The sequence below is a fragment of the Streptomyces decoyicus genome, assembly GCF_019880305.1.
Lineage (GTDB): Bacteria > Actinomycetota > Actinomycetes > Streptomycetales > Streptomycetaceae > Streptomyces > Streptomyces decoyicus.
The window spans coordinates 751,791-776,357 of sequence record NZ_CP082301.1; the positions used below are offsets into that span (position 1 = coordinate 751,791).

The following is a 24,567-nucleotide window of genomic DNA, read 5'->3' on the forward strand; positions in this document are numbered from 1 at the left end:
CAGTGACCGCACGAGTCCCTGGGTCCACCGGGGCTGAGCTGACCGCCGTCTATGTGCCTGCCGCAGGAGGCGGCGAACTTCAGCTGGCCGAGATGGTCGGCGGCTCCGGCGCTCCCTACGGCCTGCCGACGGGCTTCGCGCTGTCCGGCAACTCTCCGGTTGCCGCCGCCTTCCGCACCGGCCTCCCGTTGTGGCTGAGCCCGGCGGAGCTGGCGCAGTACGGCGTCACCGGTCCCCCGGGCAGTCCTGGTGCGGAGCCCTGGGACGGTGCCGGGGCGCTGCCGGCCGACGTCTCGATGGGTGTACTGCCGCTGGGCGGGGACGCCAAACGGCTGGGATGCCTGGTGGTCATGGACAAGGCGGCGGACGCCTTCGACGTCGACCGCCGCCATCTGCTGGAGCTGCACGCCGACCAGGTGGCCGCGGGACTGGAGGCCGTCGCGGCCCGCGCCATGGCGCGGACGGAGCGGCGGTCGCTGCTGGGGCCGGGGCTGGACACCCTCCGGGGCGGCGCGTTCACGCTGACGCTGGGCACCGGACGGATCGACGCGGACGCCCAGGTGATGGAGTTGTTCGGCATCGCTCCCGAGCAGTTCGACCGGCGGGTGGAGACGCTGCTGGAGCGCACCGCACCGGACGACGTTCCCGCGCTGATGTCGCTCGTCGAGCCGGGCCGACTGCCCACCTCCGGCCAGCAGCTGTCGATCCGCATCCGCCGGCCCAACGGCGAACTGCGCTGGCTGAGCCTGCGCTGCCGGGTACTGGTCGACGCCGACGGCGCCCCGCAGCGCGTGCTGGGAGTGGTTGCCGACGCCTCCTATCTGCGCCCCGGCGCGGACGAGGTCTCCGTCGTGCAGCGGCTGTCCGCCGCGCTGGCCGGCGCCACGACCATCCGGGACGTCAGCCGGGTGGTGGTCTCCGCCCTGCGGATGCCGCTGGCGGCCTCCCGGGTGGCGGTGGCCGAGCTGAAGGCCGACCGGTTCGTGGTGACCGTCCTCGACCCGCCGGAGCCCGAAGCCTGGCCCGCGGCATGGCGGTCCGAGTGGCGGTCCGAGTGGCCGGATACGTCGAGCCACTCCCTGCCCACGCTGGAGAGCGTGCTGCGGGGCGGCCATGTGGCCCTGTGGCCTCCGGGCGCCGCCCTCGAACCCGATCTGGCGGGCATCGGGCCCGGCGGGCTCGCCGTCCTGCCGCTGCCCGCCGACGGCCGGATCGTCGGGATGTGCCTGATCGGATGGGAGGAGGAGCACCCGTTCGGGCCGGAGGAGCGGTCCTTGCTGACGGCGACCGCGGGGCTGGTGGGCCAGGCCCTCGTACGCGCGCATGCACTGGACGCCGGGCATGAACTCGCCACGATGCTCCAGCGCAGTCTGCTGCCCCGCAAGCTGCCGACGCTGCCCGGCGGGGTGGCCGTCGCCCGCTATCTGCCCGCCACGATGGGGCTCGAAGTGGGCGGCGACTGGTACGACGTCATTCCGCTCTCCGACGGCCATGTGGGGCTCGTCATCGGCGATGTGGAGGGCCACAGCGCCGGCGCCGCCACGATCATGGGCCAGATGCGCACGGCCATCCGGGCCTACGCGGTCGAGGGCCATCCGCCGGATGTGGTCGTCTCCCATGCCAACCGGCTGCTGCTCGGCATGGAGACCGATCTGTTCGCGACCTGCTGTTATGTGGATCTGGACATGGAGGAGGGCATTGCCTGGTTCGTCCGGGCCGGACATCTGCCGCCGTTGCTGCGGTTCCCCGACGGCAGTACGGAGGCGCTGTCGGTCGAGGGCGGGCCCCCGCTGGGGGTGGCCGCGGAGGGCGAGTTCCCGCTGACCGAGGTGGGCCTGACCCCCGGCACGGTTCTCGCACTGCTCACGGACGGCCTGGTGGAGTCGTCCACGCTGCGTCTGGAGGACGGCATCGGCCGGGTGCGCGAGCTGCTCGCCGCGGCCGATCCGGCCGATGCCGGGCGGCTGGCCGACGAACTGCTCGGGGACGCGAAGCGGCGCGACGACGATGTGGCGGTGCTGGTGCTGCGCTACGACGGGATGCGCGTCCGCCCGACCCGGGTGCGCTGGACGGTGTGGCGGCTGCCCGACGCCGTCATGCATGCCCGCCGCTTCACCGCGCGCACCCTGCGCTCCTGGAACGTGACCGAGGAGCTGGACGTGGCCCTGCTGGTGGTCTCGGAGCTGGTCACCAACGCCATTGCGCATACCCAGGGGGAAGTGCGGCTGGATCTGACACTGGCCGCGGACCGGCTGCGGATCGCGGTGAACGACGCCTCGCCCCGGGCACCCGTCAAACCGGCCAGCGTGGACTGGGAGGCGACCGGCGGCCGCGGGCTGCTGCTCGTCGAGGCGATGTCGGCGTCCTGGGGCTCGGTGCCGCTCAGCGGCGGCAAGCAGGTGTGGAGCGAGGTCGCCCTGCGGCCGGGCGAGCAGCTCGGCGCCGAGGAGGTGCCGGCCGCCCCGGACGGCCGGCCGGAGGATGGGGAGGCCCGCTGATGCGTGCTCGTCCGCGTGGAGCTGCCGCACTCCTTGCCGGGCTGTGCATGGTGGCCGGGCCGGCCGCCTGTGGGCAGGCCGGCGGAGCGCACGAGCCGAGCGGGCCTGCCTCCGGTGGCGCCGTGAAGATCGGCGTACTGCTCCCGGACAACACCTCACGCCTCTACCACTTCGACAAGCCCCTGATCGAGAAGAAGATCCATCAGCTGTGCCCGGAGTGCATGGTGGAGACCGTCAGCGCGGAGCACGATGTGGCCACCCAGCAGCAGCAGATGGACGCGATGATCACCAAGCGGGTCCAGGTACTGATCCTCGACGCCGTCGATTCCAAGTCGCTCCGCGCGCCGGTCGAGAGCGCGCGGGCGGCAGGAATCCCGGTCGTCGCCTACGACCGCCTCGTGGAGGGGCCGGTCTCGTCCTATGTCTCCTTCAATGGCGAGAAGGTCGGCAGGCTCCAGGGCGAGGCGCTTCTCAAGGCCCTCGGCGACAAGGCCCACGGCGCCCAGATCGTCATGATGAACGGCGCTTCGACGGACCCCAACTCCGCCTGGTTCCAGCAGGGCGCACTGGCCGTGCTCAAGGGCCGGGTGAAGATCGGGAAGGCCTACGAGACCGCCGGGTGGCGACCGGAGAACGCCAATCTCAACATGTCCGCCGCCATCTCGGCGCTCGGTGCCGAGAACATCGACGGCGTCTACTCCGCCAATGACGGGCTCGCCGCCGGCGTCATCTCCGCCCTGCGGGCCGCCAAGGTCGACCCGCTGCCCCCCATCACCGGGCAGGATGCCGAACTCAGCGCCATTCAGAGCATCGTCAAGGGCGATCAGTCCATGACCGTTTACAAGCCCTTCAAGCCCGAGGCCGACACCGCCGCCGCCATGGCCGTCGCGCTGGGACGCGGCAAGAAGCTGGACGGCATCACGACACACACGGTCAACAGCCCCACCACCCGCGGCATCCCGGCCGTGCTGCTCACCCCGGTCTCCGTGACCGTGCACAACATCAAGAACACGGTGGTCAAGGACGGCATGTACACGATCGATCAGATCTGCACCCCCAAGTTCGCGTCCGCCTGCCGGGCGGCGGGGCTCACCGGATAAGGCAGGTACGTATGGAGTCCGGCGCAACCCTCCGGCGGCCGAGGCCGGCACCACCCCTGCTGGCGCTGCGCGGAGTCTTCAAGCGGTACGGCGCCGTCCAGGCGCTGGCGGATGTCGATCTGGAGGTACGTGCCGGTCAGGTCGTCGCGCTCGTGGGCGACAACGGCGCGGGCAAGTCCACGCTGATCAAGGTGATCGCCGGTGTCGATCCCGCCGAGGAGGGCGTGGTCGAGTGGGAGGGCCGGCCCGTGCAGATCACCCGCCCCCACGAAGCCCAGGACCTGGGAATCGCCACCGTCTATCAGGACCTCGCGCTGTGCGACAACCTCGACGTGGTCGGCAACCTCTTCCTCGGCCGCGAGATCCACCGGGCCGGAATCCTCGACGAGGTGGAGATGGAGCGCCTCACCCTCGGCCTGCTCGACACCCTTTCCATCCGGATGCCCAATGTGCGCCTCCCGGTCGCCTCGCTCTCCGGAGGCCAGCGGCAGACCGTGGCGATCTCCCGCTCGCTGCTCGGCGAACCCCGGCTGGTGCTCCTCGACGAGCCCACCGCCGCCCTCGGGATCGAGCAAACCGCCCAAGTGCTCGACCTGGTGGAGCGGCTGCGCGAACGTGGTCTCGCCGTGCTGCTCATCAGCCACAACATGGGTGACGTCAAGGCCGTCGCGGACTGGATCGCCGTACTGCGACTCGGCCGCAACAACGGGTTCTTCGATGTGACGACCACGTCCCACGAACAGATCATCTCCTCGATCACCGGAGCCACGGACAACGCCGTGACGCGCCGCAAGGCTCACGGGCGGGAGGGGGAACTGTGAGCAGAACATGGGCGCTCAGGAAGCACAGACCGGCCGGCGGGGAAGGCGGCACCCCCAAGAGCGGGACCACCGCCGGCCTGCGCCGGCTCAAGGTCGGGCTGGGCCCGCGGAACACCCTCGACCTGCTCAAGCGCAGGTTCCACAGCGGCGAACTCGGCTCGGTCCCGGTCGCCCTCGGCCTGGTCGTGGTCTGGATCATCTTCGAGAGCCTCAACGAGAACTTCCTCTCGCCGCGCAATCTGTCCGGTCTGAGCGTGGACATCGTCGGCACCGGCATGATCTCGGTAGGCGTCGTCTTCGTGCTGCTGCTCGGCGAGATCGACCTCTCGGTCGGTTCGGTGAGCGGCCTCGCGGCGGCTGCTTTCGCGGTGCTGAACGTGCAACACGGCGTGCCGGAGGGGCTGGCGCTGCTGGTCGCGGTGCTCGGCGGCATGGTGATCGGGGCGATACAGGGGTTCTTCCTTGCCAAGGTCGGGGTGCCCGCGTTCGTCGTCACCCTTGCGGGCCTGCTGGGCTGGAACGGCCTGATGCTCTACATCCTGGGCTCCAGCGGGACCATCAACCTCGACGACAAGGGCCTGCTCGCGATGCTGACGGGCTACTACTTCACCAATGTGGCCGCCGCCTACGGCCTGGCGGCACTCGGCACCGCCGGGTACTTCCTCGCTTCGTTCCACGACGCGCGGCGGCGCCGGGCCGCCGGCGTGCCCGCCCGGCCGCTGAGCGAGATCCTCCTGCGCACGGGCGTGCTGGCGGTGATCACCATGGCCTCCGCCGCCGTGCTCAACCAGTTCCTGGGGCTCCCCCTGGCCCTGTTGATCTTCCTCGTCGTGCTCGTCGGTCTCGACTACGTGCTCCGCCGCACGCGCTACGGACGCATGATCTTCGCGCTCGGCGGCAGCGTCGAGGCCTCCCGCCGCACCGGCCTCAATGTGGATCTGGTCCGAATCTCGGTCTTCATGATGTCCGGCACGATGGCCGCGATCGGCGGTCTGTTCCTGGCCTCACGCGTCACGTCGGCCAGCCAGACGTCGGGGGCGGGCCTGCTGCTGATGGATGCCATCGCCGCCGCGGTCATCGGCGGCACCAGTCTGTTCGGCGGACGCGGCCGGACCTGGTCGGCCCTGCTCGGTGTCCTGGTCATCCAGTCGATCGCCTCGGGGGTGGCCCTCATGGGTATCCAGACGGCCGTGCAGTTCATGATCACGGGCGGTGTGCTGCTCATCGCCGTGGTCATCGACTCGCTGGCGAGGCGGGCGCAGAAGGCGCACGGACGGGTCTGACGCACTGACGGGACGGCCGGCGGTCTGACGCCGACGGGAGTCCGGCCGTCTGACGCGGGCCGGGCGGCGGACGACGGCACCCGGCACGGCACGGCCCGCGCTGACCGGCGTCGACGGGTGGGGGCCGGTCGGCTCGTGCCGGAGCGCGCGAGGTCGAGCACCCTTGAGGTAGGGGCGCGAAGGCGCCGAGCGCGCCAGGAACGGAGCGAGAGCATGAAGGATGTCATCACCGCCGGAGTGGACGGTACGCCCGAGTCCTTGTCCGCGACCCTGTGGGCGGCACAGGAAGCACAGCTGCGCCGGGCACGCCTGCGGCTGCTGCATGCGTGGGTGATGCTGGCGGCGGAACCGGCGCGCCACCCCCCTGAAAAAGGAGACCAGAACTACTGGCCCGATCGGATGATGGGCGAGGCCCGCACGGCGGTGCGCACCCGCTTCCCGGACCTTCCGGTGGACGAGCTCCTGGTGCCCAAGGACCCGCTGGAGGCCCTACAGGAAGCCTCGGAGCAGTCGGACCTGCTGGTCCTCGGCTCCCGGGACCTGGGCCCGGTGGGCCGCTTCGCCCTCGGCGAGCTCGGTCTGCAGCTGGTGGCCCACACCGCCTCCCCCACGGTTCTGGTACGCGCCCGGAAGGGCGCGCCGGCGGTCGGGCGGGACGGGGAGGTGATGGTCGGGCTGAGCCTGCACGAACCGTGCGAGGCACTGCTCGCCTTCGCCTTCGACAGCGCCGCACGGCGGGGTGTGACCCTGCGCGTCGTGCACGGCAGGCACCTGCCCGCGTACGCGTACAACCGGGGCGGGGGCGTGGAGCCGATCGCCGCCGAGGAGGCGGCGCGGGACGCGCGGCAGGAGCTGGCCGCGGCCCTGGAGCCGTGGCGGGAGAAGCACCCGAACCTGCGGGTGGACGAGCGGGTGGTGATGGAGAGCCCGGCGCCGGCCCTGTTGCACAGCGCGGCGGACGCGGGCCTGCTCGTCGTCGGCCGACGGCACCTGCTCCGGTTGCCCACGCGCCGTATCGGCCATGTCGTGCAGGCGGTCGTCCACCACGCGCCGTGTCCGGTGGCCGTGGTGCCGCACGAGTGACCGTGCGACAGCCGGCGTCCACGGTCCGAGACGGCCGGTGGCCGGCACCAGGACGCCCCGCGGGAGAAGGCGGATGATGACGGTGAGGGCTCATGCGGCGGGGACGGGCTGCCAAGGGCACGACGGACCCGTGTGCGGCCTGAGGAGGCGGCCCCCGGCAGGAAGGCAGAGGTGAGCCATGGCAACGACAGTCGAGTGGCCCGTCCGTCTGTACCTCTCCGAGGAGGACGGAACGACCAAGGCACGCGTGGTGCTCCGGACCGGAACCACCACGCTGACCGGGCACGGGACGGCCCGGTGCAGCCCCGAGGACCCGGACGTACCGGAGATCGGGGACGAGATTGCGGCCGGGCGTGCGATGAGGGACCTCGCCGGGCAGCTGCAGCGGGTGGCGGACCTCGACCTCGAAGGCGTCGGAGCCGCACCGCCCCGGCATGAGCATCGCGCCGCCTACGGCTGGACGAGCGCGATGGCGTGAGGTGCGGGCGCCGTCCCCGGCCGGCCGGTGGCGCGGCGGTCCGCGGAAGGAGTCGGCCATGTCGGATGCGACGATCACCGACCTGTACGAAGTGACCATGGCCCTCTCGTACCTCCACGAGGGCATGACGCAACCGGCGACGTTCAGCTGCTTCGTCCGCGCCCTGCCGCCGGACCGGGGGTTTCTGATCGCCGCCGGGGCCGAGACGGCTCTCGACTTTCTCTCCGGCTTCGCTGTCGGACGCGAGGATGTCGAGGTCTTCGCGGAGGTGCTGCAACGGCCGTCGAGTGACCTGGCTCCGCTGTTGGGCATGCGCTTCACCGGGGAGGTCCGGGCCGTGCCGGAGGGGCGGGTGGTGCTGGCCGGTGAGCCGCTGCTGGAGGTCACCGCTCCGCTGCCGCAGGCGCAGCTCGTGGAGTCGTATGTGCTCCACCACCTCAGCCATCAGACGACCATCGCGTCCAAGTGCGTCAGATGCGTGCTCGCCGCCCGGGGACGCTCCGTGGTGGATTTCTCGCTGCGGCGCACCCATGGCACCGACGCCGCCCACCAGGTGGCACGGCTGGGTGCGATGACCGGTTTCGCGGGCACCAGCAATGTGGCGGCGGCCCACGCCGAGGATCTGCCGGCGGTCGGCACGATGGCGCACTCGTACATCGAGGCGTTCGGGGACGAGGAGGCGGCGTTCACCGCGTTCGCGCTCTGCCATCCCGGACCGGTGACCTTGCTGGTGGACACCTACGACACCGAATCCGGCGTCGCGGCAGCGGCCCGGGTGCTCAACGGGCTGGGCCGTGGTGACGGATCGGCCATCCGGCTGGACAGCGGGGACCTCGCCGGGCTGGCCTTCCGCGCACGCTCGATCCTGGACAACGCGGGGCTGCCGCAGGTGCGCATCGTCGCCAGCGGCGGGCTGGACGAGTTCGCGGTGCACGATCTGGCGCGGGCGGGAGCGCCGATCGACGTCTACGCCGTGGGCAGCCTCGTCGGGGTGAGCGCGGATGCTCCCGCGCTGGACTCGGCCTACAAGCTCGTCGCCTATGACGGCCGCCCCCTGATGAAGCTGTCGTCGGCGAAGGCGACCGCCCCGGGGCGCAAGCAGGTCTTCCGCCGGCCCGGGTGCGTCGATGTGCTCGGCCTGGCCGACGAGCCGGTCCCTGCGGGCAGTACGCCGCTGCTGGAGACGCTGATGCGCGGCGGCGAGCGCTGCACCCCGCGCGACCGGCTGGAGGACGCCCGGCGGCGGGTCGCGGCGGATGTCGCGGGGCTGCCCGCCACGGCCCGGTACATCCGGTCGCCGCACCCCGTGCGGGCGAAGGTCTCGAAGCGGCTCGCCGCGCTGACCGAGCATGTCCGGCGGCGGATCGAACGCGAGGTCCTGGCCCCGTTCGGCTCGCACGCCTGAGCCACCGGAGGCTTTTCTCCGTACCGTCGTCGTATGGCGCACAAGCAGCACGGCATCGGCCCCGGGAAGCTGCCGCGGTCGCTGTACGAGCGGGAGCTGTACCGCTTGCAGACGGAGCTGGTGAAGCTCCAGGAGTGGGTGCGTACCGAGGGTGCCCGGCTCGTCGTCGTCTTCGAGGGACGGGACGCAGCCGGCAAGGGAGGCACGATCAAACGCGTCACCCAGTACCTCAACCCGCGGGTGGCGCGGATCGTGGCACTGCCCCGGCCCACCGAACGGGAACGCGGCCAGTGGTACTTCCAGCGCTATACGGAGCACCTTCCCGCGGCCGGCGAGATCGTGCTGTTCGACCGCAGTTGGTACAACCGGGCCGGTGTCGAGCGGGTCATGGGATTCTGCACGCCGGCCGAGCACCAGCGGTTTCTGCGGCAGTGCCCGGTCTTCGAGCGGATGCTGGTGGAGGACGGGATCCTGCTGCGCAAGTACTGGTTCTCGGTGAGCGACGAGATGCAGGAACAGCGGTTCCGGCGCCGGCTGAAGGACCCGACGCGGCGCTGGAAGCTCTCCCCCATGGATCTCGAGTCGCTGACCCGCTGGGAGGAGTATTCGCGGGCCAAGGACGAGATGTTCGTCCACACGGACATCGCGGAGGCACCGTGGTACGTCGTCGAGAGCGACGACAAACGCCGGGCCCGGCTGAACATGATCGCGCATCTCCTGTCGACGGTGTCCTACCGCGACATCACCCCGCCGGAGCTGACCCTGCCGCCGCGGCCGCCGGCCACCGGCTACCAGCGCCCGCCCCGGGATCTCCAGACCTACGTTCCCGATCACGCGGCGGCGCTGGAGGAGTAGGGCGGGTCGGTGACGCCGGCTCAGGCATGCCGCGGCACCACCGCCACGGGGCACGCGGCATGGCAGAGAGCGGTGTGCGCCACCCGCCCGGGGCGCAGGCCGAAGTGACCGTGGCGGCGCTGCGCTCCGACCACCAGCAGATCCGCGGCGGCGGCGCGGTGCACCAGCACCTTGTGTGCCGGCCCCTCGACCAGGGCGCGGTGCACCCGCACCGTGGAATGCTCACCGGCCGCCTCCGTCAGCGCGTCGGTCAGCACCGCCGCTGCCTGCTGCTCGTGGTAGCGGCGGGCGCCCGCGGGGAGCGGCGGCGCCTCGGGCGGCTCATGGGCGGGGCGGTGCCAGGCGCACACCGCCTCCAGCGTGCAGCCGCGGGCCTCGGCCGCGCGGAACGCGAAGCGGACGGCCGGCAGGTCGTCGGCCGGGTCGGTGACGCCGAGGAGGACACGCTCGTGGGTCCCCGCGAGTGCGGCCTCGTCGCCGCGCACCACGATCACCGGGCACCGGGCGCGGGCCGCAACCGTCAGACCGACCGACCCCAGCAGCAGTCCGGCGACCTCCCCGCGGCCCCGCGAGCCCAGGACCAGCGCCGTCGCATGGAGGCCCTCGTTCAGCAGGGCGGTGACCGGGTCGTCGGCCAGCACCTCCGCCGAGATCGTCAGGTCCGCGTGACGGCGGCGGGCGTGTTCGACGGCGGACGCCACGGTGTTCTCCGCGAGCACCTGCTCACCGGGGCGGCCCGGCCCCTGCGGCGCCGTTCCCTCGTAGCGCTCCCACCGGGAGGCGTGGACGATCCGCAGCGGCAGCCCGCGCCGTGCCGCCTCGTCCACCGCCCAGTCCAGCGAACGGAGCGCGGCAGCCGATCCGTCGGTCCCCACGGTCAGCGGATGCTCCATCGCCCCCACTCCCTTCCCGCTGCTCGGCGAAGAGGTCCGTACTGCCACCGTCGCACCGTGTTCCGGTGCGCGCAGGGGACGACGCGGCAGGACGGCACTCGCCCCAGGGCGTGCGGCGCGCCCGGGGCCGCCGGCCGTGGTGCCATGGAAGGGAGACACCGACGAACGGAACCGTCACCATGACCGGCGCGCCGTCCCTGGCCGCTTGCCTGCACTCGATGCGGGCCGTGGTCCTCGACACCGACGGGGTCATCACCGACTCCGCCCGGACGCATGCCGCGGCCTGGAAGAGCGCCTTCGACGCGTGTCTGGCGGCCGCGGGCGGACAACGGCCCTTCGACCCGGTGGACGACTATCTTCAGTATGTCGACGGCCGCTCCCGGCAGGACGGGGCGGCGGCCTTCCTGCGCTCCCGGGGTCTTGAGCTGCCGCTCGGCTCTCCGGACGACGCGCCGGGCACGGGCACCGTCGGCGCCGTCGCGGCCCGCAAGGACGAGCTGTTCACCGCGAGTCTGCAAAACCGTGCCGTCACCACCTGGCCCGGCACCGTGCGCCTGTTGCAGGCGCTGCGGGACCACGGGGTGCCGTGCGCCGCCGTCTCGGCGTCCCGCCATGCGACCGAGCTGCTGGCCGCCGCCGATCTGCTCGGACTCTTCCAGGCCGTGGTGGACGGCAACGAGGCACGCCGGCTCCATCTGCCGAGCAAACCCGACCCCGCGCTGTTCCTGGAAGCGGCCCGGCGGCTCGGTGTCCCGGCCGAGGACAGCGCCGTGGTGGAGGACGCGCTCGCCGGTGTCGAGGCCGGCCGCCGCGGCGGCTTCGGCCTGGTGGTGGGCGTGGACCGGACGGCCGGCCCGTACAGCGCCACCGCGCTGCGCCGCCGTGGCGCCGATGTGGTCGTGAGCGACCCGGGCGAACTGCTGACGTCCGGGGAGGGGGCATGACGCGGGCGTGGACCTGGTCGTACGAGGGGTACGACCCGGCCGCGGAACGGCTGCGCGAATCGCTGTGCGCGCTCGGCAACGGCTACTTCGCCACCCGCGGCGCGGCGTCCGAGGTGCCTGCCGGGCCCGCGCACTACCCGGGCACCTACGCCGCCGGCTGCTACAACCGGCTCCTCTCCACCGTGGGGGGCCGCCCCGTCGAGAACGAGGACATGGTCAACCTGCCCAACTGGCTCCCGCTGCGCTACCGGATCTGTCCCGCCGACGCGGCTCCCGGCCCCTGGCTCTCCCCCGACCACGCGCACCTCACGGAGCACCGGCAGACCCTGGACCTGGGGCACGGCACGCTGACCCGCTGGTCGGTCTACGAGGACGAGGCCGGCCGGCGCCTGAGCGTGGAGCAATGCCGCCTGGTGCACATGGGGGAACCCCATCTGGCCGCGCTGCGCACCTGTTTCGTCCCGCACGGATGGGCGGGCACGGTGGAGGTGGAGTCCGGGATCGACGGGGCGGTGCGCAATGCCGGGGTCGCGCGCTACCGCGAGCTGGCGGACCAGCATCTGACGGGGTGGGATACCGGTACCGAGCGGCGGGACACGGTGTGGCTGAGCTGCCGCACCCTCGACTCGGACATCCGTATCGCGCTGGCCGCCCGGACCCGCGCCACCTCCGGCCGGGGCGTGGTGCCCCGCCCGCAGCTCACCGCGCTACAGGCCGCCCAGACCCTGGTGGTGCCCGTCAGCCCCGACTCCCCCGCGGTCGTCGACAAGACGGTGGCGCTGTACACCTCCCGCGACCCGGCGATCGACAGCCCGCTGCATGCGGCCGTGGACGCGGTGGTGCTGGCCCCGCACTTCCGGCAGTTGCGCGCGTCGCACCGCCGCGCCTGGGAGAACCTGTGGCGGCAGGCCAAGCTGGAGGTCCCCGGAGAGCCCGGCCGGATTCTGCGTCTGCACCTCTTCCACCTCCTCCAGACCCTCTCGCCGCACACCGCCGAGCTGGACGTCGGGGTACCGGCGAGGGGCCTGCACGGAGAGTCGTACCGCGGGCACGTCTTCTGGGACGAGCTGTTCGTGCTGCCGTTCTTGAATCTGCACCTTCCCGAGGTCTCCCGGGCCCTGCTCGACTACCGCTACCGGCGGCTGCCCGCCGCCTGCCACGCGGCACGGGAAGCGGGCCGCTCCGGGGCGATGTACCCGTGGCAGAGCGCCGGGGACGGCCGCGAGGAGACCCAGGAGCTCCATCTCAATCCGCACTCGGGGCGCTGGCTGCCCGATCATTCCCGGCTCCAGCACCACGTCGGGTCGGCGATCGCCTACAACGTGTGGCAGTACGGACAGGCCAGCGGCGACACGGAGTTCCTGCACACCAGGGGCGCGGAGATGCTGCTCCAGATCGCCCGCTTCTGGGCATCGGCCGCGGAATGGGACCCCGGCCTGGGCCGGTACCGCATCCGCGGGGTCGTCGGTCCCGACGAGTACCACGACGGCTATCCGGGAGCCATCGAACCGGGCGTGGACGACAACGCCTACACCAACGTCACGGCGGCCTGGGTGCTGATGCGTGCCCTCGAACTCTGCCGCACGCTCCCCGAGGCCGAGCAACGGCAGCTGTCCGAACGTCTCCAGCTGTGCCCGGACGAGCCCGAGCGCTGGGAGGACATCGCCCACCGGCTGCATGTGCCCTACCACCGCGGGGTGATCAGCCAGTTCGCCGGATACGGGGACCTCGCCGAGCTCGACTGGCACGGCTACCGGCACCGCTACGGCGACATCCGCCGGCTGGACCGGATCCTGGAGGCCGAGGGCGATACGGCCAACCGCTACCAGGCCTCCAAACAGGCCGATGTGCTGATGCTGGGCTATCTGTTCTCGCCGTCGGAACTCGCCTCGGTCTTCCGCGCCCTCGGGCACCCCCTCGACGACGACATCTGGCACGCCACCGTCGACTACTACCTGCACCGCACCAGCCACGGCTCCACTCTCAGTGCCCTGGTCCACGCCTGGGTCCTGGCCCGTGTCCACCGTCCCGACGCGTGGACGTACTGCGAGGAGGCGCTGACCGGGGATGTGGCGGACGTCCAGGGCGGCACCACGGCGGAGGGCATCCATCTGGGGGCGATGGCCGGCACCCTGGAATTCGTCCAGCGCGGGATGACCGGCCTGGAAACCCGCGACCAGGCGCTGTGGCTCGACCCGGCGCCGCTGCCCGAGCTCTCGAAGTTCGGGGTCCGCATCCGCTTCCGACGCCACTGGGACATCGATCTGCGCATCCGGGCCGAGCAGATACGGATCGCGGTACCGGCCTCCGAGAACGCCGCGGTGCGGGTGAAGCTGCGCGACCGCTCGTTCTCCCTCACGCCCGGTACGTCCCGCCGGCTCGCCCTGCCCGACGACTGACGGCCGGTGGCCGGCGGCCACCGGGCGGCGGGCGGCGGGCGGCGGGCCCGATCGAGCCCGGGAGGCCCGGTGCGCCGCGCCCGGCCACGGCCCGTCCGCGGCACGACGGGCCGTGCGACCGCCGAGCGCGACGGCCGGGTCACCGCCGCAACGGGCCCTCACAGCGGAAGTCCGCGCTGCCGGCCCGGCCCGAGGGCCAGATCTCGGTGGGCCCGAACGAGCAGTTCATATCGGTGAAGTTGTTCGCGGCGGGCTTGGTGCGGTCGAGGATGAAGTAGTCGACGGTTTCGGACATGTCCTTGAAGACCTGGTCGGGGCTGCCCGAGTTGCCGAGATTGGCGGTGATCCGGCCGGTGCAGGTGAACCGGCCGAGGCCCGGGTCGCCCTCCTTGCAGGCGGGCGTGTTGGCGGTGGCGGCGGCGAAGGCGCTCTGCACCTCGGCAGGGGTGGCGAACTTCAGGGAGCCCTGGGGCGTGAACGTGGTGTTCGGTACGAAGAGGTCGTCGACGAGGGCGATCTGTGCGTCGAGGAAGGCGTCGTACTGCTGCTGCAGGCCCCCGTCGGACCCCATGCGGTGGCGCCAGGAGTCGAACGCGGCCGGGTCGTCGGCGCGCAGATGCCGGTACATCTCCTGGAGTAGCGCCGGGTGCTCGCGCCACAGGAACTCGAAGAACGTCCCGGCGTAGGAGTAGAAGCGGAAGCCGTCGTGGTCGTACGTCGCGTGCAGGAACTCGTTGACGGTCATCCGGGGTTTGCCGCCCGCGGTGTCCGCGATGATGTCGCGCACGAGTGACCGGCGGACGGCGATGCCGTTGTCGCGGGTCGAGCCGTCGAAGAACTCGGCGCTGCCCTCGTCCATGGCGGTGGTGCGGTCGCCCTCGTACCAGGGGCCTTCGCCGAAGAAGCCGGGGACGGCGAAACGGCCGTTGAGGTAGTGGACGTACTCGTGCCGGAAGAGCTCTTCGAGGGTGAGGCTGGAGTCCTGGGGGACGCGCCGCTGGTAGGTGTAGAAGGTCGCGCCCTGCTCGATGTAGACGCCGCCGTTGTTGGTGCCCATGCCGGTGAGCAGCGGGTGGTAGACCTCGTAGTCGCCGCGCGAGGCGTACAGGACGATGGTGAGCGTGGTGTTGGGGTCGCCGGCGAGCGGTTCGCCGGTGCCGAGCACCCGGTGGAACTGGGCCCTGACCTGCTTGGACGCGTAGTAGAGCTGATCGACGACGGCGCGGTCGAGGGCGGTGCGGACCTTGATGGAGCCGTTGTCGTAGGAGTAGGTGCGCGGGAAGATCCGCTTCTCGATGTCCTCCTTGCACACCCCGTACGGCTTGCAGGCGTCGAAGAAGCCCAGCCACGTGGCGACCTTGGCCCAGGGTTCGCTGCCCTCGCCGAAGTTCGCCACGGTGGTGGGGAGGAGGGCTCCGAGGTCGGCGACGACGGCCTTCTTGAGTGAGGGGATCTGACCGAAGCGGCCGTACTCCCCGAGCGCGTCGCGTACGACCCATGCGTTGGGGGTGCCCTTGAGGTGCGTGTACCCGACGAAGGCCTTGAAGACGGCGCGGTAGCCGGGGTCCGAGGCGACCGCGTACTGGAAGGCGGTGTCCTTGTTGCCGGGGTAGACGCCGAGGTAGTTGACGGAGAGCGCGGCGAGGGCGGCGTTGCCCCAGGCCTGGTCCTTGTGGGTGGCGGGGTGGGCCGCGTCCATGGTGGCCAGGACCCGCTGGATCAGGTCGAGTTGATGCTGGCGCAGGCCCGGGGCGCTGGCGGCGTACAGGGCTTCGCGCAGGGTGTCCGCATTGGCCCGGGTGACGTCGAAGGTGCGGGCGGCGGAGCGGAAGGCGTCGACGGCGCGGCGTACGGCGTCGACGGTGGGGGCGTCGGTGGTGTCGATCTCGTCGTGCGAGAAGTCCTGGTAGGCCACTGCGTGCAGATACGTGAACATCTCGTACAGATGGCTGCTGTTCTTGCCGTCGTGGGCGGCGGCAAGGCTGGTGATGCGACGGGCCACGGCCTGGACGTGCGCGTCGGACATGACGGGGCTGAGCCGGGCGTCCCACGTCCAGACGAGGCTGCGCAGGCAGTCGTCGGCCGTGACGGCCGGGTCGGCGAGGAAGTCCGCGAACCGCTCGGGGCTCAGGCCGGTGATGCCGTCAAGGGTGCAGGGCGCGACGCCGGGTCTCTGACGGTGCGGCGCGGTGGAGGGCTTGGTCTGCGGGCCCGGTATGCGACCTCTCTCCGTGACCGTGCGCGGCGCCGGTGCCGGGGAGGCGTCGAACTTCGGTGTCCTGGCGAGGCGTTGGACCTGGTCGAAGGGGTTGGCCGGGGGCGCCGCGGGCCGGTGTCCGGACTGCTGCGCCTGGGTCCGCTGTGCGGGGAGCGCCGACGTGCGGGGTGCCGCCTGGGCCGCCTGGACGGCCGGCAGGGCGAGGGTGGTGGCGAGCGTCGCGGCCAGCAGGATCCTGCGCGGCATACGCGGATGTGACACCTGAACCTCCGGGAGGGGGGTGGGGGTTTGTCCGGGGGTGGGGGCCATGGCCTTCACTCCACGAAGTGTGACCCGTAACATAGTAATGTGAAATTGCACTGACAAGGCTTCAGGTACTTTTCTTTCCCGGAGGTGTCGACATGACCTCGCCCGCCCCCCAACTCCACACCGGCAGCCATGACTTGCCGGTGTCGGACGCCCTCGCCGGCTTCATGACCGACCACTGGGCCGCCACGCCGCTCCCCGACGGGTCCCGCGTTCCGGGCTTCGACCGGTTCGCCGGCCGCCGGGCCCGGCTCACCGCACGCTTCCCCGGCGAACGACTGCTCGTCCCTGCCGGTGAGTTGACGGTCCGTTCCCACGACTGCGATCACCGCTTCCGCCCGCACAGCGCCTACGCCTGGCTGACCGGGCTGACGGGCGAGGACCAGCCGGGGCATGTCCTGGTGCTGGAGCCGGACGGGGAGGCGGTGCTGTACCTGCGGCCGCGGTCACCTCGGGACAGCGGCGGCGAGTTCTACCGGGACCGCCGCTACGGCGAGTTCTGGGTGGGCCGCCACCCCGATCTGGCCGAGGCCGGGCGGCTCACCGGCCTCCGCTGTGCGCATCTGGACGACCTCGTCCGCCGACGGACCGACCGCGACGCCTCCCGGGATGCCGAACTGGCATCCGTACTCAGCGAGTTGCGACTGGTCAAGGACGACTGGGAGGTGGCACAGCTACAGCAGGCCGTCGATCACACCGCCACCGGCTTCGAGGATGTCGTACGGTCCCTCCCCACCGCACTGCGCCACCCGCGGGGCGAACGCTGGATCGAGGGGGTCTTCCAGCTGCGCGCCCGCGCCGAGGGCAACGGCACGGGGTACGAGACCATCGCCGCCGCCGGCGCCCATGCCTGTGTGCTCCACTGGATCCGCAACGACGGCCCGCTCGATCCCGGCCAGTTGCTGCTGCTGGACGCGGGCGTGGAGACCGACACGCTGTACACCGCCGACATCACCCGCACCCTGCCGCTCTCCGGGCGCTTCTCCCCCGTCCAGCGACGGGTGTACGACCTGGTGCTCGCCGCGCAGGACGCGGGCATCGCCGCCCTCAAACCGGGCGCGAGCTTCCGCGACTTCCACCGGGCCTGCACGGGCGTCCTGGCCGAGGGGCTGGCCGACTGGGGCGTACTGCCCGTCCCGGCGGCGGAAGCGCTCACCCCCGACAGCGGCCTGTACCGGCGCTACACGCTGTGCAGTTCGGGCCATATGCTCGGGCTCGATGTGCATGACTGCGGCCGGGCGCGCGCGGAGCAGTATCTGGACGGCGTCCTCACCGAGGGGCAGGTCCTCACGGTCGAACCGGGGCTCTATCTCCAGCCCGACGACGAGACGTTGCCACCGGAACTGCGCGGCATCGGTGTCCGTATCGAGGACGATCTGGTGATCACCGCGGACGGGGCCCGGCTGATGTCGTCGGCGCTGCCGCGCACCGCCGACGGGGTGGAGGAGTGGATGGCAGGGCTGCTCACCGGAGGGGCCTGACCCGGCGGCGCCGGTCGTCAGCCCTGGCGGACGACCGACGCGCGCTGTGGGTGCGGTACCAGCGGTTCGTCGCGGCCCTGGGCCCACAGCGACCGGACATGACCGAGGTGGCGGGCCATACAGGACTCGGCCGCCTCGGCGTCGCCCGTCAGCATCACGTCGAGCAGCTCCACGTGCTCCTCGGCCGAGGGCAGCAGTTGGTTGCGCTCGTCGAGGCGGGTGAGGCCGTAGAGGCGGGAGCGCTTGCGCAGATCGCCGACCGTCTCGACGAGGCGGTCGTTGCCGCTGAGGCCGAGCAGTTCGAGGTGGAAGCGGCGGTCGGCCTCCAGGTAACCGATGAGGTCGTGCGCCCGGGCGGCCGCGACGATCTCCAGGGCGGCCGGCCGGAGGGCCTCCAGCTGTGCCCGGCCTGCGGTGCGGGTGACCTGGCCGACCACCGGGACCTCGATCAGGGCACGGATCTCGGTGTACTGGTCGAGGTCGCGCTCGCTGACCTCGGTGATCCTGAAGCCCTTGTTGCGGACCGGTTCGACCAGCCCCTCCCGGGCCAGGTCGAGCATCGCCTCGCGTACCGGGGTGGCGGAGACACCGAAGTCCGCGGCGAGGCCCGGGGCCGAGTAGACCGACCCCGGGCGGAGCTCCCCCGCGATCAGCGCCGCGCGCAGCTGATGGGCGACCTGATCGCGCAGCCGCTCCTGAGCGGTGACCAGGCTGCGGTGCTTGAGTTCACCCATCGTGCTCCTCCGAGTTGACGCGGAGTGCCAGCGTACAATGTCACGTTGTGCAAACTCCCCGGTGGTGTCAACGGCCGTCACCACGGCCGGTGGTCACAGCAGAAAACCCCCGGGAAACGGATCGGACGGGTCGAGGAAGTACTGCGCGGTGCCGGTCACCCAGGCCCGTCCGGTGACCGTGGGGACGACGGCCGGGCGCCCGGCGACCGTGGTTTCCGTGACGAGGCGGCCGGTGAACTCCGTTCCGATGAAGGACTCGTTGACGAAGTCCTGGTGGAGGGGGAGTTCACCGCGTGCATGCAGCTGCGCCATCCGCGCGGAGGTACCCGTTCCGCACGGCGAGCGGTCGAACCATCCGGGGTGGATGGCCATCGCATGCCGGGAGCGGATGGCGTCCGACCCCGGCGCGGCGAAGTAGACGTGCTTGAGGCCGCCGATCCGCTCGTCCTCGGGGTGGACCGGACGGTCGGTGGCGTTCACCGCGTCCATGAGGGCGAGCCCGGCGGCGAGGATGTCGTCCTTACGGGCCCGGTCGAAGGGCAGTCCGACGCGGTCCAGCGGCAGGATCGCGTAGAAGTTGCCGCCGTAGGCGAGGTCGTAGCCGAGCGTGCCGTAGCCCGGGACCGTGACCTTGCGGTCGAGTCCGGCGCAGAACGCGGGCACGTTGGTGAGGGTGACGGCCGTGGCCGCCCCGTCCCGCACCTGTACCGCGGCGGTCACCAGTCCGGCGGGCGTGTCCAGCCGCACGGTGGTCACGGGTTCCCGGACCTCCACCATGCCGGTCTCGACGAGGACGGTGGCCACGCCGATCGTGCCGTGCCCGCACATCGGGAGGTAGCCGGAGACCTCGATGAACAGCACGCCGTAGTCGGCGTCGGGGCGGGTCGGCGGCTGGAGGATCGCACCGCTCATGGCGGCGTGGCCGCGGGGCTCGTACATCAGGAGCGTACGGATGTCGTCGCGGTGGGCGGCGAAGTGCGCCCGGCGCTCGGCCATGGTGGCGCCGGGCAGGGTGCCGACGCCGCCGGTGATGACACGGGTGGGCATGCCCTCGGTGTGGGAGTCGACGGCGTGGAAGACATGGCGGGTGCGCATGGGGAGCCCCTCTCAGTGGTGGCCGTCGGCGAGGAGCTTCTCGGTGGCGGAGCGGAGCGCGGCCGACTGCTCGGCGGTGAGCGGGGAGCGAGGTGGGCGGGTCGGTCCTCCGTGGTGTCCGGCGAGGTCCATGGAGAGTTTGATCGCCTGCACGAATTCGGGTTTGGAGTCCCAGCGCAGCAGCGGGTGCAGGGCGCGGTAGAGGGGCAGCGCGGTGTCGAGGTCGCCGGCGACCGCGGACCGGTAGAGGGTGCCGCACGCCTCGGGCAGCGCGTTCGGGTAGCCCGCGACCCAGCCGACGGCGCCGGCCAGGGCGAGTTCGAGGAGGACGTCGTCGGCGCCGATCAACAGGTCGAGTTCCGGGGCGACTTCGGCGAGCTCGTAGACGCGGCGAACATCGCCGCTGAACTCCTTGACGGCGACGATGCTGCCGTCGGCGTGCAGCTCGGCGAGGAGGCCGGGGGTGAGGTCGACCTTGGTGTCGAAGGGGTTGTTGTAGGCGACGACGGGCAGCCCGGCCGCGGCCACCTCGGCGAAGTGGGCGCGGACCGCGGCCGGGTCGGCCCGGTAGCCGTTGGGCGGCAGCAGCAGTACGGAACCGGCGCCCGCCTCGGCGGCCTGCTCGGCCCAGCGGCGCGATGCCGCGCTGCCGTAGGCGGAGACGCCGGGCATCACCCGGTCGCCGTCACCGGCGGCTTCCACTGCGGTGCGGACGACACGGGCCCGCTCTTCGTCGGTGAGCGTCTGGTACTCGCCGAGGGAGCCGTTGGGGACGACACCGTCGCACCCGGCGGCGAGGAGCCGGGCAACCTGGGCGGCGTAGGCCTCGTAGTCGACGGAGAGTTCATTGCGGAAGGAGCGGAAGGGGAGGGTGGTGGCGACCATGATGCCGTGCCATGGGCGGGTGCGCGTGACCATACGAAGTCTCCTTCTATGAGGTGTGACATTTTATTGTGTGTCCTAGGGACTTGCCAAGGTCGGCAGGAGAGCGGAACCACCCCTGCTCGCGGGCGAGTTCCCCCAGGGCGACGGGACAGGCGAGCGGCCCGCACCGGAGAACCGCCGCATCCGGAGTCCGGGCGCTTCCCGACGCCGCGGGCGCGTCCGACCGTGACTGGTGTCACATCCCGGATGTGATCGCTTCCCAGCAGACTGGTCATATGTGGACGCAGACAGCCATGGCGGCCGGAGTGCTCGCCCTGTTGACCGTGGTGCCGGGGCCGGACATGGCCGTGGTCACCAAGCGCGCGATCGCCTCCGGCAGGGCGGAGGCCCTGCGCACCGCCGCCGGGATCACCACCGGGCTGCTCGTGTGGGGCGCGTTCACCGTCGTCGGGCTCGCGGCGATCCTCGCGGCCTCGGCGGAGGCGTACTTCGTCGTCAAGGTCCTGGGCGCCGCATACCTGGGCTTCCTCGGGTTGCAGGCCCTCTGGCAGAGCCGCCGCTGCGCGCCGCGGGCCGCCGGGCCGACGGCCACCGGCTCGGGACGCGCGTACCTGACGGGCCTGATCACCAACGTCCTCAATCCGAAGATCGCCGTCTTCTACACCGGCCTGCTGCCGACCCTGGCCCCGGAAGACCTGCCCTCGGCGGCCGGCATGGGTCTGCTGGTCCTGCTGCACGCGGCGTTGACCCTGACCTGGCTCGGTTCTTACGCCTGCCTCGTGTCCCGGGCGCGCTCGGTCTTCGAACGGCCGCGCGTCCGGCGGCTGCTGGACCGCGTGACAGGTGTGGTGCTCATCGGCTTCGGGGTGCGAGTGGCCGCGGAAGCCAACTGACACCACCGACAGTCGACTCGCGGGAGGGGCGGGCATGGGCACGGTGCTCGGCACGATCGAGCGGATCTGGCGGTACCCCATCAAGTCCACCGGCGGTGAGCTGCTGGACGGGGCCGCCGTGGATGCCCGGGGCCTCGTCGGCGACCGGCTCCACGCGGTGCGGGACGCCGAGGGCAAGTTCGGCTCGGGCAAGAACACCCGCCGGTTCCGGCGCATGCCGGGACTGTTGCGGCTGCGGTCCCGGTACCCCGGAGGAGCGGCGACGGCGGCGCCCGAGCTGTTGGACCCCGACGGCGAGCCGGTACCGGACCCGACCTCCTATGTGCGGCACTACCTGGACCGGGACGACGTCGAAGTGGCCCGCGAGGGCACTATCTCGCACTTCGACCAGCTCCCCCTCAGCGTCCTGACCACCGCCACCCTCGACTGGGTCCGCGCGGCCGTTCCCGGCGTGCCGGTCGACGAGCGCCGGTTCCGTCCGAACCTGCTGGTCCGGACGCCGCCGGGTACGCCTCCGTTCGTGGAGGACGAGTGGTTCGGCGGCATCGGCGGCGCCCTGTGCGTACGGTTCGAGCGCGCCAGCGAGCGATGCGTGATGACCAACGAGGCCCAGCAGGACCTGCCGCACTCCCCACTGATCCTGCGAGCCATCGCACAGGCACACGACATGCGGCTGGACGCCTTGGCCACGGTCGCCCGGCCGGGACGTGTACGCCTCGGGGACACCGTCGAGCTGATCTGACGCACTGCCCGGCGTCACACTGTCGGCCTACCTCATAGCGCACCTACGAAATCCGTCGCGATAAGGCGCGCTCGCAACGAATTCATGCGCTATGTAGCCAGCAATGCGTGGAATCAGTAGGATCTCGCGCAGTGCCGGGTACCCGAGGTGAGTTCGGTGCGTCCTTGGCGTGGGCGCGCTGTCGTGAGGGCGCCCGGTCCCCGTCGTCACCCCTCGGAAGGGCCGTCATGACCTCCCCGCCGCCTGCCCGGAAGCTTCCGGAGACCGCGCGCACACGCCATCGCCGGCTGCGCGAGCAGGGCAGTCTCGACCGCGATGCCCTCGATGCCGTGCTGGCTGCCGGGTTCCTCTGCCATATCGGCGTGATGGTGGACGGCACGCTGCTGGTCGTGCCCACGGTCTACGGTTCGGACGGCACCACGCTGTACTTCCACGGGTCGGTTGCGAGTCGCAGCCTGGCCGCCTCGCCCGGGGCGAGCGTCTGCGTGACCGTGACGCATGTCGACGGGCTGGTGCTGGCCCGCTCGGTGTTCGAGCACGGTGTCAACTACCGCAGTGCGATGGTGTTCGGCACGCCCCGCCCGGTCACCGACCCGGACGAGAAGCTCGCCGGTCTGCGCTGTCTCACCGAACAGGCGACGCCGGGCCAGTGGGACTACGCCCGGCGCCCCAGCCGCAGGGAACTCGCCGCGACGGCGCTGCTCGCCCTCTCGCTCGACGAGGCATCCGTGAAGATCCGGACCGGACCGCCGGACGACGCGGACGGCGCGGACGCCGAACTCGGCCTGTGGGCAGGGGTTCTTCCGCTGCACACCTCCTGGGGTCCCCTGGAACCGGACCCCGCACTTCCCGCAGGCATCGAGCCCCCTTCGCATCTCGCCGGCCGCGCCGCGCCCACGCCCCAGCCCCAGCCCCAGCCCCAGCCCCGGTCCGGATGACCGATGCCCAGCAGCCGATCGAGTCATCGACCGAAGCCGACGGGTCCGAAGGCGGTCTTGCCGGCCTTCGGACCCGTACGGCCTTATCGGTCGGGGAGCCGATGGGCGGGTCGGCTCAGCCGAAGAGGTGGAGGTTCTCGTCGACCCAGTTGCGCAGGGTCAGCGGCGGCTCTCCGGTGATCTGCTCGACGGATTCGGAGATCTTCCAGTCCCAGGCGGTCGACTGGCGCTTGAGCTCCAGCAGGGCCATGACCTTGGCGCTGATCCAGGAGGTCAGCACGACCCCGAGCATCATGGCGGTGAGGAGGTAGCCGGAGTTCTCGACGTCGAGGCCGAGGACCGTCCGGAACCACAGAACCAGGTAGTTGATCAGGCCCAGGAGAACGCTGTCTGTCATCGACAGCGGAGAAGGGGTGGTCGGATCTCGTCCGACTCCGGCCTTGGCAAGGCCCTCTCAACCGTTGATCAGTCGTCAGCAGAGCTGCTGATCACGGTTCTTCCGTGTTCGTTGTGGCTCTCGCCACTCCCTCTGTTCGATTACGGATGACCAGGCCCATAGCCGCAGGGCCACGAACAGGGCAACAAGGATTTCCGAGCACACCGGACAGCACCACAGCACCACAGCACCACAGCACCACAGCACGACAAGCACGACAGCACGTCATGCGCTCACCGACTGCCGGTGACCCTCACCCTTCCCCTCGGTCCTCTAGCGTGGAGGGATGGACGAGACAGGAGCGGCGGGGTCGCCGCCGGGACCTGACGACGGTGCCTTTCCCGCCTTTCATGCAGGGCGGTGCGGCAAGCTCGCGGAGCTCGATGCGCAGGTGGCCAGGTGCCGGGCCTGTCCCCGGCTGGTGGAATGGCGCGAGGAGGTTGCCGCGCATCCGCGTGCGGCGTTCCGGGACCAGGAGTACTGGGCGCGTCCCGTCCCGGGGTTCGGGCCGTCGGATGCGGCGCTGGCCATCGTCGGGCTGGCACCCGCCGCGCACGGCGGCAATCGCACCGGCCGGATGTTCACCGGGGACGCCTCCGGTGACTTCCTGTTCGCCGCTCTCCATACGGTCGGTCTCGCCTCGCAGCCCACCGCGACGCACCAGGGCGACGGGCTGGAGCTGTACGGAGTGCGGGTCACCGCACCGGTCCACTGTGCTCCGCCGGAGAACCGGCCCACACCCGCCGAACGGCACACCTGCCGGCCATGGCTGTCGGCGGAGCTCGAACTTCTCAGCCCCCACCTGCGCACGGTCGTGGCGCTGGGCGCCTTCGGCTGGCAGGCGCTGCTGCCCGTACTGGGCGAGGCCGGGTGGCCGCTCCCCCGGCCCCGCCCCGCGTTCGGCCACGGCGTACAGCTGACCCTGCCCGCCACCGGGCGGCGGCAGGAACTCCAGGTGCTCGGGAGCTACCACCCCAGCCAGCGCAATACGTTCACCGGCCGGCTCACCTTCGACATGCTCGTCGAGCTGCTCGCCCGCGCCGCCGCACTCGCGAGGCCGGCCGGCCCAGGAGACTGACG

At 71.6% G+C, this 24,567-nt stretch carries 21 protein-coding genes; 15 read left to right on the forward strand and 6 right to left on the reverse strand.

Going from position 1 to position 24,567, the window contains the following annotated elements; all coding sequences use genetic code 11:
* The first annotated feature begins 92 nt into the window (after positions 1 to 92).
* The 8 genes from K7C20_RS03095 (at position 93) to ppk2 (ending at position 9,523) form a co-directional block, all read left to right on the forward strand.
* Positions 93 to 2,498: a SpoIIE family protein phosphatase gene (locus tag K7C20_RS03095; RefSeq protein WP_245171088.1), complete on the forward strand. Its 2,406-nt coding sequence runs from the start codon at positions 93 to 95 to the stop codon at positions 2,496 to 2,498.
* Complete coding sequence (locus tag K7C20_RS03100; protein ID WP_030076645.1) at positions 2,498 to 3,598, forward strand: sugar ABC transporter substrate-binding protein; 1,101 nt, start codon at positions 2,498 to 2,500, stop codon at positions 3,596 to 3,598. The genes K7C20_RS03095 and K7C20_RS03100 overlap by 1 nt, the downstream gene beginning before the upstream one ends.
* Before the next feature lie 11 nt (positions 3,599 to 3,609).
* Positions 3,610 to 4,419: an ATP-binding cassette domain-containing protein gene (locus K7C20_RS03105; RefSeq protein WP_048828798.1), complete on the forward strand. Its 810-nt coding sequence runs from the start codon at positions 3,610 to 3,612 to the stop codon at positions 4,417 to 4,419.
* Positions 4,416 to 5,702, forward strand: coding sequence for a sugar ABC transporter permease (locus K7C20_RS03110; RefSeq protein ID WP_030076649.1), 1,287 nt, complete (start codon positions 4,416 to 4,418; stop codon positions 5,700 to 5,702). The genes K7C20_RS03105 and K7C20_RS03110 overlap by 4 nt, the downstream gene beginning before the upstream one ends.
* Positions 5,703 to 5,915: 213 nt before the next feature.
* On the forward strand, positions 5,916 to 6,785 hold the full coding sequence (locus K7C20_RS03115) for a universal stress protein (RefSeq protein ID WP_030076651.1): 870 nt from the start codon (positions 5,916 to 5,918) through the stop codon (positions 6,783 to 6,785).
* A gap of 178 nt (positions 6,786 to 6,963) precedes the next feature.
* Positions 6,964 to 7,263 carry a dsRBD fold-containing protein gene (locus K7C20_RS03120; RefSeq protein ID WP_030076653.1) on the forward strand — a complete coding sequence of 100 codons (300 nt, stop codon included), beginning with the start codon at positions 6,964 to 6,966 and terminating at the stop codon, positions 7,261 to 7,263.
* Between the two features lie 58 nt (positions 7,264 to 7,321).
* Positions 7,322 to 8,668, forward strand: coding sequence for a nicotinate phosphoribosyltransferase (locus K7C20_RS03125; RefSeq protein WP_030076655.1), 1,347 nt, complete (start codon positions 7,322 to 7,324; stop codon positions 8,666 to 8,668).
* A 33-nt stretch (positions 8,669 to 8,701) separates the two neighbouring features.
* Positions 8,702 to 9,523, forward strand: coding sequence for a polyphosphate kinase 2 (gene ppk2 / locus K7C20_RS03130; RefSeq protein WP_053209042.1), 822 nt, complete (start codon positions 8,702 to 8,704; stop codon positions 9,521 to 9,523).
* A gap of 20 nt (positions 9,524 to 9,543) precedes the next feature.
* Here ppk2 and K7C20_RS03135 read toward each other — a convergent pair whose 3' ends face one another.
* The gene (locus K7C20_RS03135; RefSeq protein WP_053209043.1) at positions 9,544 to 10,416 is read right to left on the reverse strand and encodes a universal stress protein; all 873 of its coding nucleotides are present in this window, start codon (positions 10,414 to 10,416) and stop codon (positions 9,544 to 9,546) included.
* Positions 10,417 to 10,595: 179 nt separating this feature from the next.
* Here K7C20_RS03135 and K7C20_RS03140 point away from each other — a divergent pair, with 179 nt between their 5' ends.
* The gene (locus K7C20_RS03140; protein ID WP_053209044.1) at positions 10,596 to 11,360 is read left to right on the forward strand and encodes an HAD family hydrolase; all 765 of its coding nucleotides are present in this window, start codon (positions 10,596 to 10,598) and stop codon (positions 11,358 to 11,360) included.
* Complete coding sequence (locus tag K7C20_RS03145) at positions 11,357 to 13,759, forward strand: glycoside hydrolase family 65 protein (protein ID WP_053209045.1); 2,403 nt, start codon at positions 11,357 to 11,359, stop codon at positions 13,757 to 13,759. The genes K7C20_RS03140 and K7C20_RS03145 overlap by 4 nt, the downstream gene beginning before the upstream one ends.
* A gap of 139 nt (positions 13,760 to 13,898) precedes the next feature.
* Here the strand turns inward: K7C20_RS03145 and K7C20_RS03150 are convergent, their stop codons facing one another.
* Positions 13,899 to 16,223, reverse strand: coding sequence for a collagenase (locus tag K7C20_RS03150; protein ID WP_053209046.1), 2,325 nt, complete (start codon positions 16,221 to 16,223; stop codon positions 13,899 to 13,901).
* 155 nt (positions 16,224 to 16,378) lie between these two features.
* Between K7C20_RS03150 and K7C20_RS03155 the strand changes: the two genes are divergently transcribed.
* Positions 16,379 to 17,764 carry an aminopeptidase P family protein gene (locus K7C20_RS03155; protein ID WP_030076672.1) on the forward strand — a complete coding sequence of 462 codons (1,386 nt, stop codon included), beginning with the start codon at positions 16,379 to 16,381 and terminating at the stop codon, positions 17,762 to 17,764.
* Positions 17,765 to 17,781: 17 nt separating this feature from the next.
* Here K7C20_RS03155 and K7C20_RS03160 read toward each other — a convergent pair whose 3' ends face one another.
* The 3 genes from K7C20_RS03160 to K7C20_RS03170 all read right to left on the reverse strand — a co-directional run bounded on the left by K7C20_RS03160 (position 17,782) and on the right by K7C20_RS03170 (position 20,511).
* The gene (locus K7C20_RS03160) at positions 17,782 to 18,498 is read right to left on the reverse strand and encodes a GntR family transcriptional regulator (protein WP_048828799.1); all 717 of its coding nucleotides are present in this window, start codon (positions 18,496 to 18,498) and stop codon (positions 17,782 to 17,784) included.
* A gap of 93 nt (positions 18,499 to 18,591) precedes the next feature.
* Positions 18,592 to 19,593 carry a proline racemase family protein gene (locus K7C20_RS03165; RefSeq protein ID WP_030076676.1) on the reverse strand — a complete coding sequence of 334 codons (1,002 nt, stop codon included), beginning with the start codon at positions 19,591 to 19,593 and terminating at the stop codon, positions 18,592 to 18,594.
* 12 nt (positions 19,594 to 19,605) lie between these two features.
* On the reverse strand, positions 19,606 to 20,511 hold the full coding sequence (locus K7C20_RS03170) for a dihydrodipicolinate synthase family protein (RefSeq protein WP_053209047.1): 906 nt from the start codon (positions 20,509 to 20,511) through the stop codon (positions 19,606 to 19,608).
* 242 nt (positions 20,512 to 20,753) lie between these two features.
* On the opposite strand from K7C20_RS03170, the gene K7C20_RS03175 reads away from it, so the two are divergent.
* From K7C20_RS03175 to K7C20_RS03185, 3 genes are all read left to right on the forward strand, one after another.
* Complete coding sequence (locus K7C20_RS03175) at positions 20,754 to 21,371, forward strand: LysE family translocator (protein ID WP_053209048.1); 618 nt, start codon at positions 20,754 to 20,756, stop codon at positions 21,369 to 21,371.
* A 34-nt stretch (positions 21,372 to 21,405) separates the two neighbouring features.
* Positions 21,406 to 22,113 carry an MOSC domain-containing protein gene (locus K7C20_RS03180; protein WP_030076681.1) on the forward strand — a complete coding sequence of 236 codons (708 nt, stop codon included), beginning with the start codon at positions 21,406 to 21,408 and terminating at the stop codon, positions 22,111 to 22,113.
* A 227-nt stretch (positions 22,114 to 22,340) separates the two neighbouring features.
* The gene (locus tag K7C20_RS03185) at positions 22,341 to 23,051 is read left to right on the forward strand and encodes a pyridoxamine 5'-phosphate oxidase family protein (protein WP_030076683.1); all 711 of its coding nucleotides are present in this window, start codon (positions 22,341 to 22,343) and stop codon (positions 23,049 to 23,051) included.
* Positions 23,052 to 23,166: 115 nt separating this feature from the next.
* Here the strand turns inward: K7C20_RS03185 and K7C20_RS03190 are convergent, their stop codons facing one another.
* Entirely contained in the window at positions 23,167 to 23,448 is a 282-nt protein-coding gene (locus tag K7C20_RS03190) for a hypothetical protein (RefSeq protein WP_030076685.1), read from the reverse strand.
* A gap of 325 nt (positions 23,449 to 23,773) precedes the next feature.
* On the opposite strand from K7C20_RS03190, the gene K7C20_RS03195 reads away from it, so the two are divergent.
* Complete coding sequence (locus K7C20_RS03195) at positions 23,774 to 24,565, forward strand: uracil-DNA glycosylase (RefSeq protein WP_030076687.1); 792 nt, start codon at positions 23,774 to 23,776, stop codon at positions 24,563 to 24,565.
* Positions 24,566 to 24,567 lie beyond the last annotated feature (2 nt).

What these genes read in the sequence shown, in the direction of transcription:
- K7C20_RS03105 (WP_048828798.1), top strand. Translation starts at nt 3,610, where the DNA reads ATGGAGTCCGGCGCAACCCTCCGGCGGCCGAGGCCGGCACCACCCCTG.
- K7C20_RS03150 (WP_053209046.1), bottom strand. Translation starts at nt 16,223, where the DNA reads ATGCCGCGCAGGATCCTGCTGGCCGCGACGCTCGCCACCACCCTCGCC.
- K7C20_RS03145 (WP_053209045.1), top strand. Translation starts at nt 11,357, where the DNA reads ATGACGCGGGCGTGGACCTGGTCGTACGAGGGGTACGACCCGGCCGCG.
- K7C20_RS03170 (WP_053209047.1), bottom strand. Translation starts at nt 20,511, where the DNA reads ATGGTCACGCGCACCCGCCCATGGCACGGCATCATGGTCGCCACCACC.
- K7C20_RS03100 (WP_030076645.1), top strand. Translation starts at nt 2,498, where the DNA reads ATGCGTGCTCGTCCGCGTGGAGCTGCCGCACTCCTTGCCGGGCTGTGC.
- K7C20_RS03095 (WP_245171088.1), top strand. Translation starts at nt 93, where the DNA reads ATGGTCGGCGGCTCCGGCGCTCCCTACGGCCTGCCGACGGGCTTCGCG.
- K7C20_RS03155 (WP_030076672.1), top strand. Translation starts at nt 16,379, where the DNA reads ATGACCTCGCCCGCCCCCCAACTCCACACCGGCAGCCATGACTTGCCG.
- K7C20_RS03185 (WP_030076683.1), top strand. Translation starts at nt 22,341, where the DNA reads ATGACCTCCCCGCCGCCTGCCCGGAAGCTTCCGGAGACCGCGCGCACA.
- K7C20_RS03165 (WP_030076676.1), bottom strand. Translation starts at nt 19,593, where the DNA reads ATGCGCACCCGCCATGTCTTCCACGCCGTCGACTCCCACACCGAGGGC.
- K7C20_RS03160 (WP_048828799.1), bottom strand. Translation starts at nt 18,498, where the DNA reads ATGGGTGAACTCAAGCACCGCAGCCTGGTCACCGCTCAGGAGCGGCTG.
- K7C20_RS03135 (WP_053209043.1), bottom strand. Translation starts at nt 10,416, where the DNA reads ATGGAGCATCCGCTGACCGTGGGGACCGACGGATCGGCTGCCGCGCTC.
- K7C20_RS03175 (WP_053209048.1), top strand. Translation starts at nt 20,754, where the DNA reads ATGTGGACGCAGACAGCCATGGCGGCCGGAGTGCTCGCCCTGTTGACC.
- K7C20_RS03125 (WP_030076655.1), top strand. Translation starts at nt 7,322, where the DNA reads ATGTCGGATGCGACGATCACCGACCTGTACGAAGTGACCATGGCCCTC.
- K7C20_RS03190 (WP_030076685.1), bottom strand. Translation starts at nt 23,448, where the DNA reads ATGACAGACAGCGTTCTCCTGGGCCTGATCAACTACCTGGTTCTGTGG.
- K7C20_RS03115 (WP_030076651.1), top strand. Translation starts at nt 5,916, where the DNA reads ATGAAGGATGTCATCACCGCCGGAGTGGACGGTACGCCCGAGTCCTTG.
- K7C20_RS03195 (WP_030076687.1), top strand. Translation starts at nt 23,774, where the DNA reads ATGGACGAGACAGGAGCGGCGGGGTCGCCGCCGGGACCTGACGACGGT.
- K7C20_RS03180 (WP_030076681.1), top strand. Translation starts at nt 21,406, where the DNA reads ATGGGCACGGTGCTCGGCACGATCGAGCGGATCTGGCGGTACCCCATC.
- K7C20_RS03140 (WP_053209044.1), top strand. Translation starts at nt 10,596, where the DNA reads ATGACCGGCGCGCCGTCCCTGGCCGCTTGCCTGCACTCGATGCGGGCC.
- K7C20_RS03120 (WP_030076653.1), top strand. Translation starts at nt 6,964, where the DNA reads ATGGCAACGACAGTCGAGTGGCCCGTCCGTCTGTACCTCTCCGAGGAG.
- ppk2 (WP_053209042.1), top strand. Translation starts at nt 8,702, where the DNA reads ATGGCGCACAAGCAGCACGGCATCGGCCCCGGGAAGCTGCCGCGGTCG.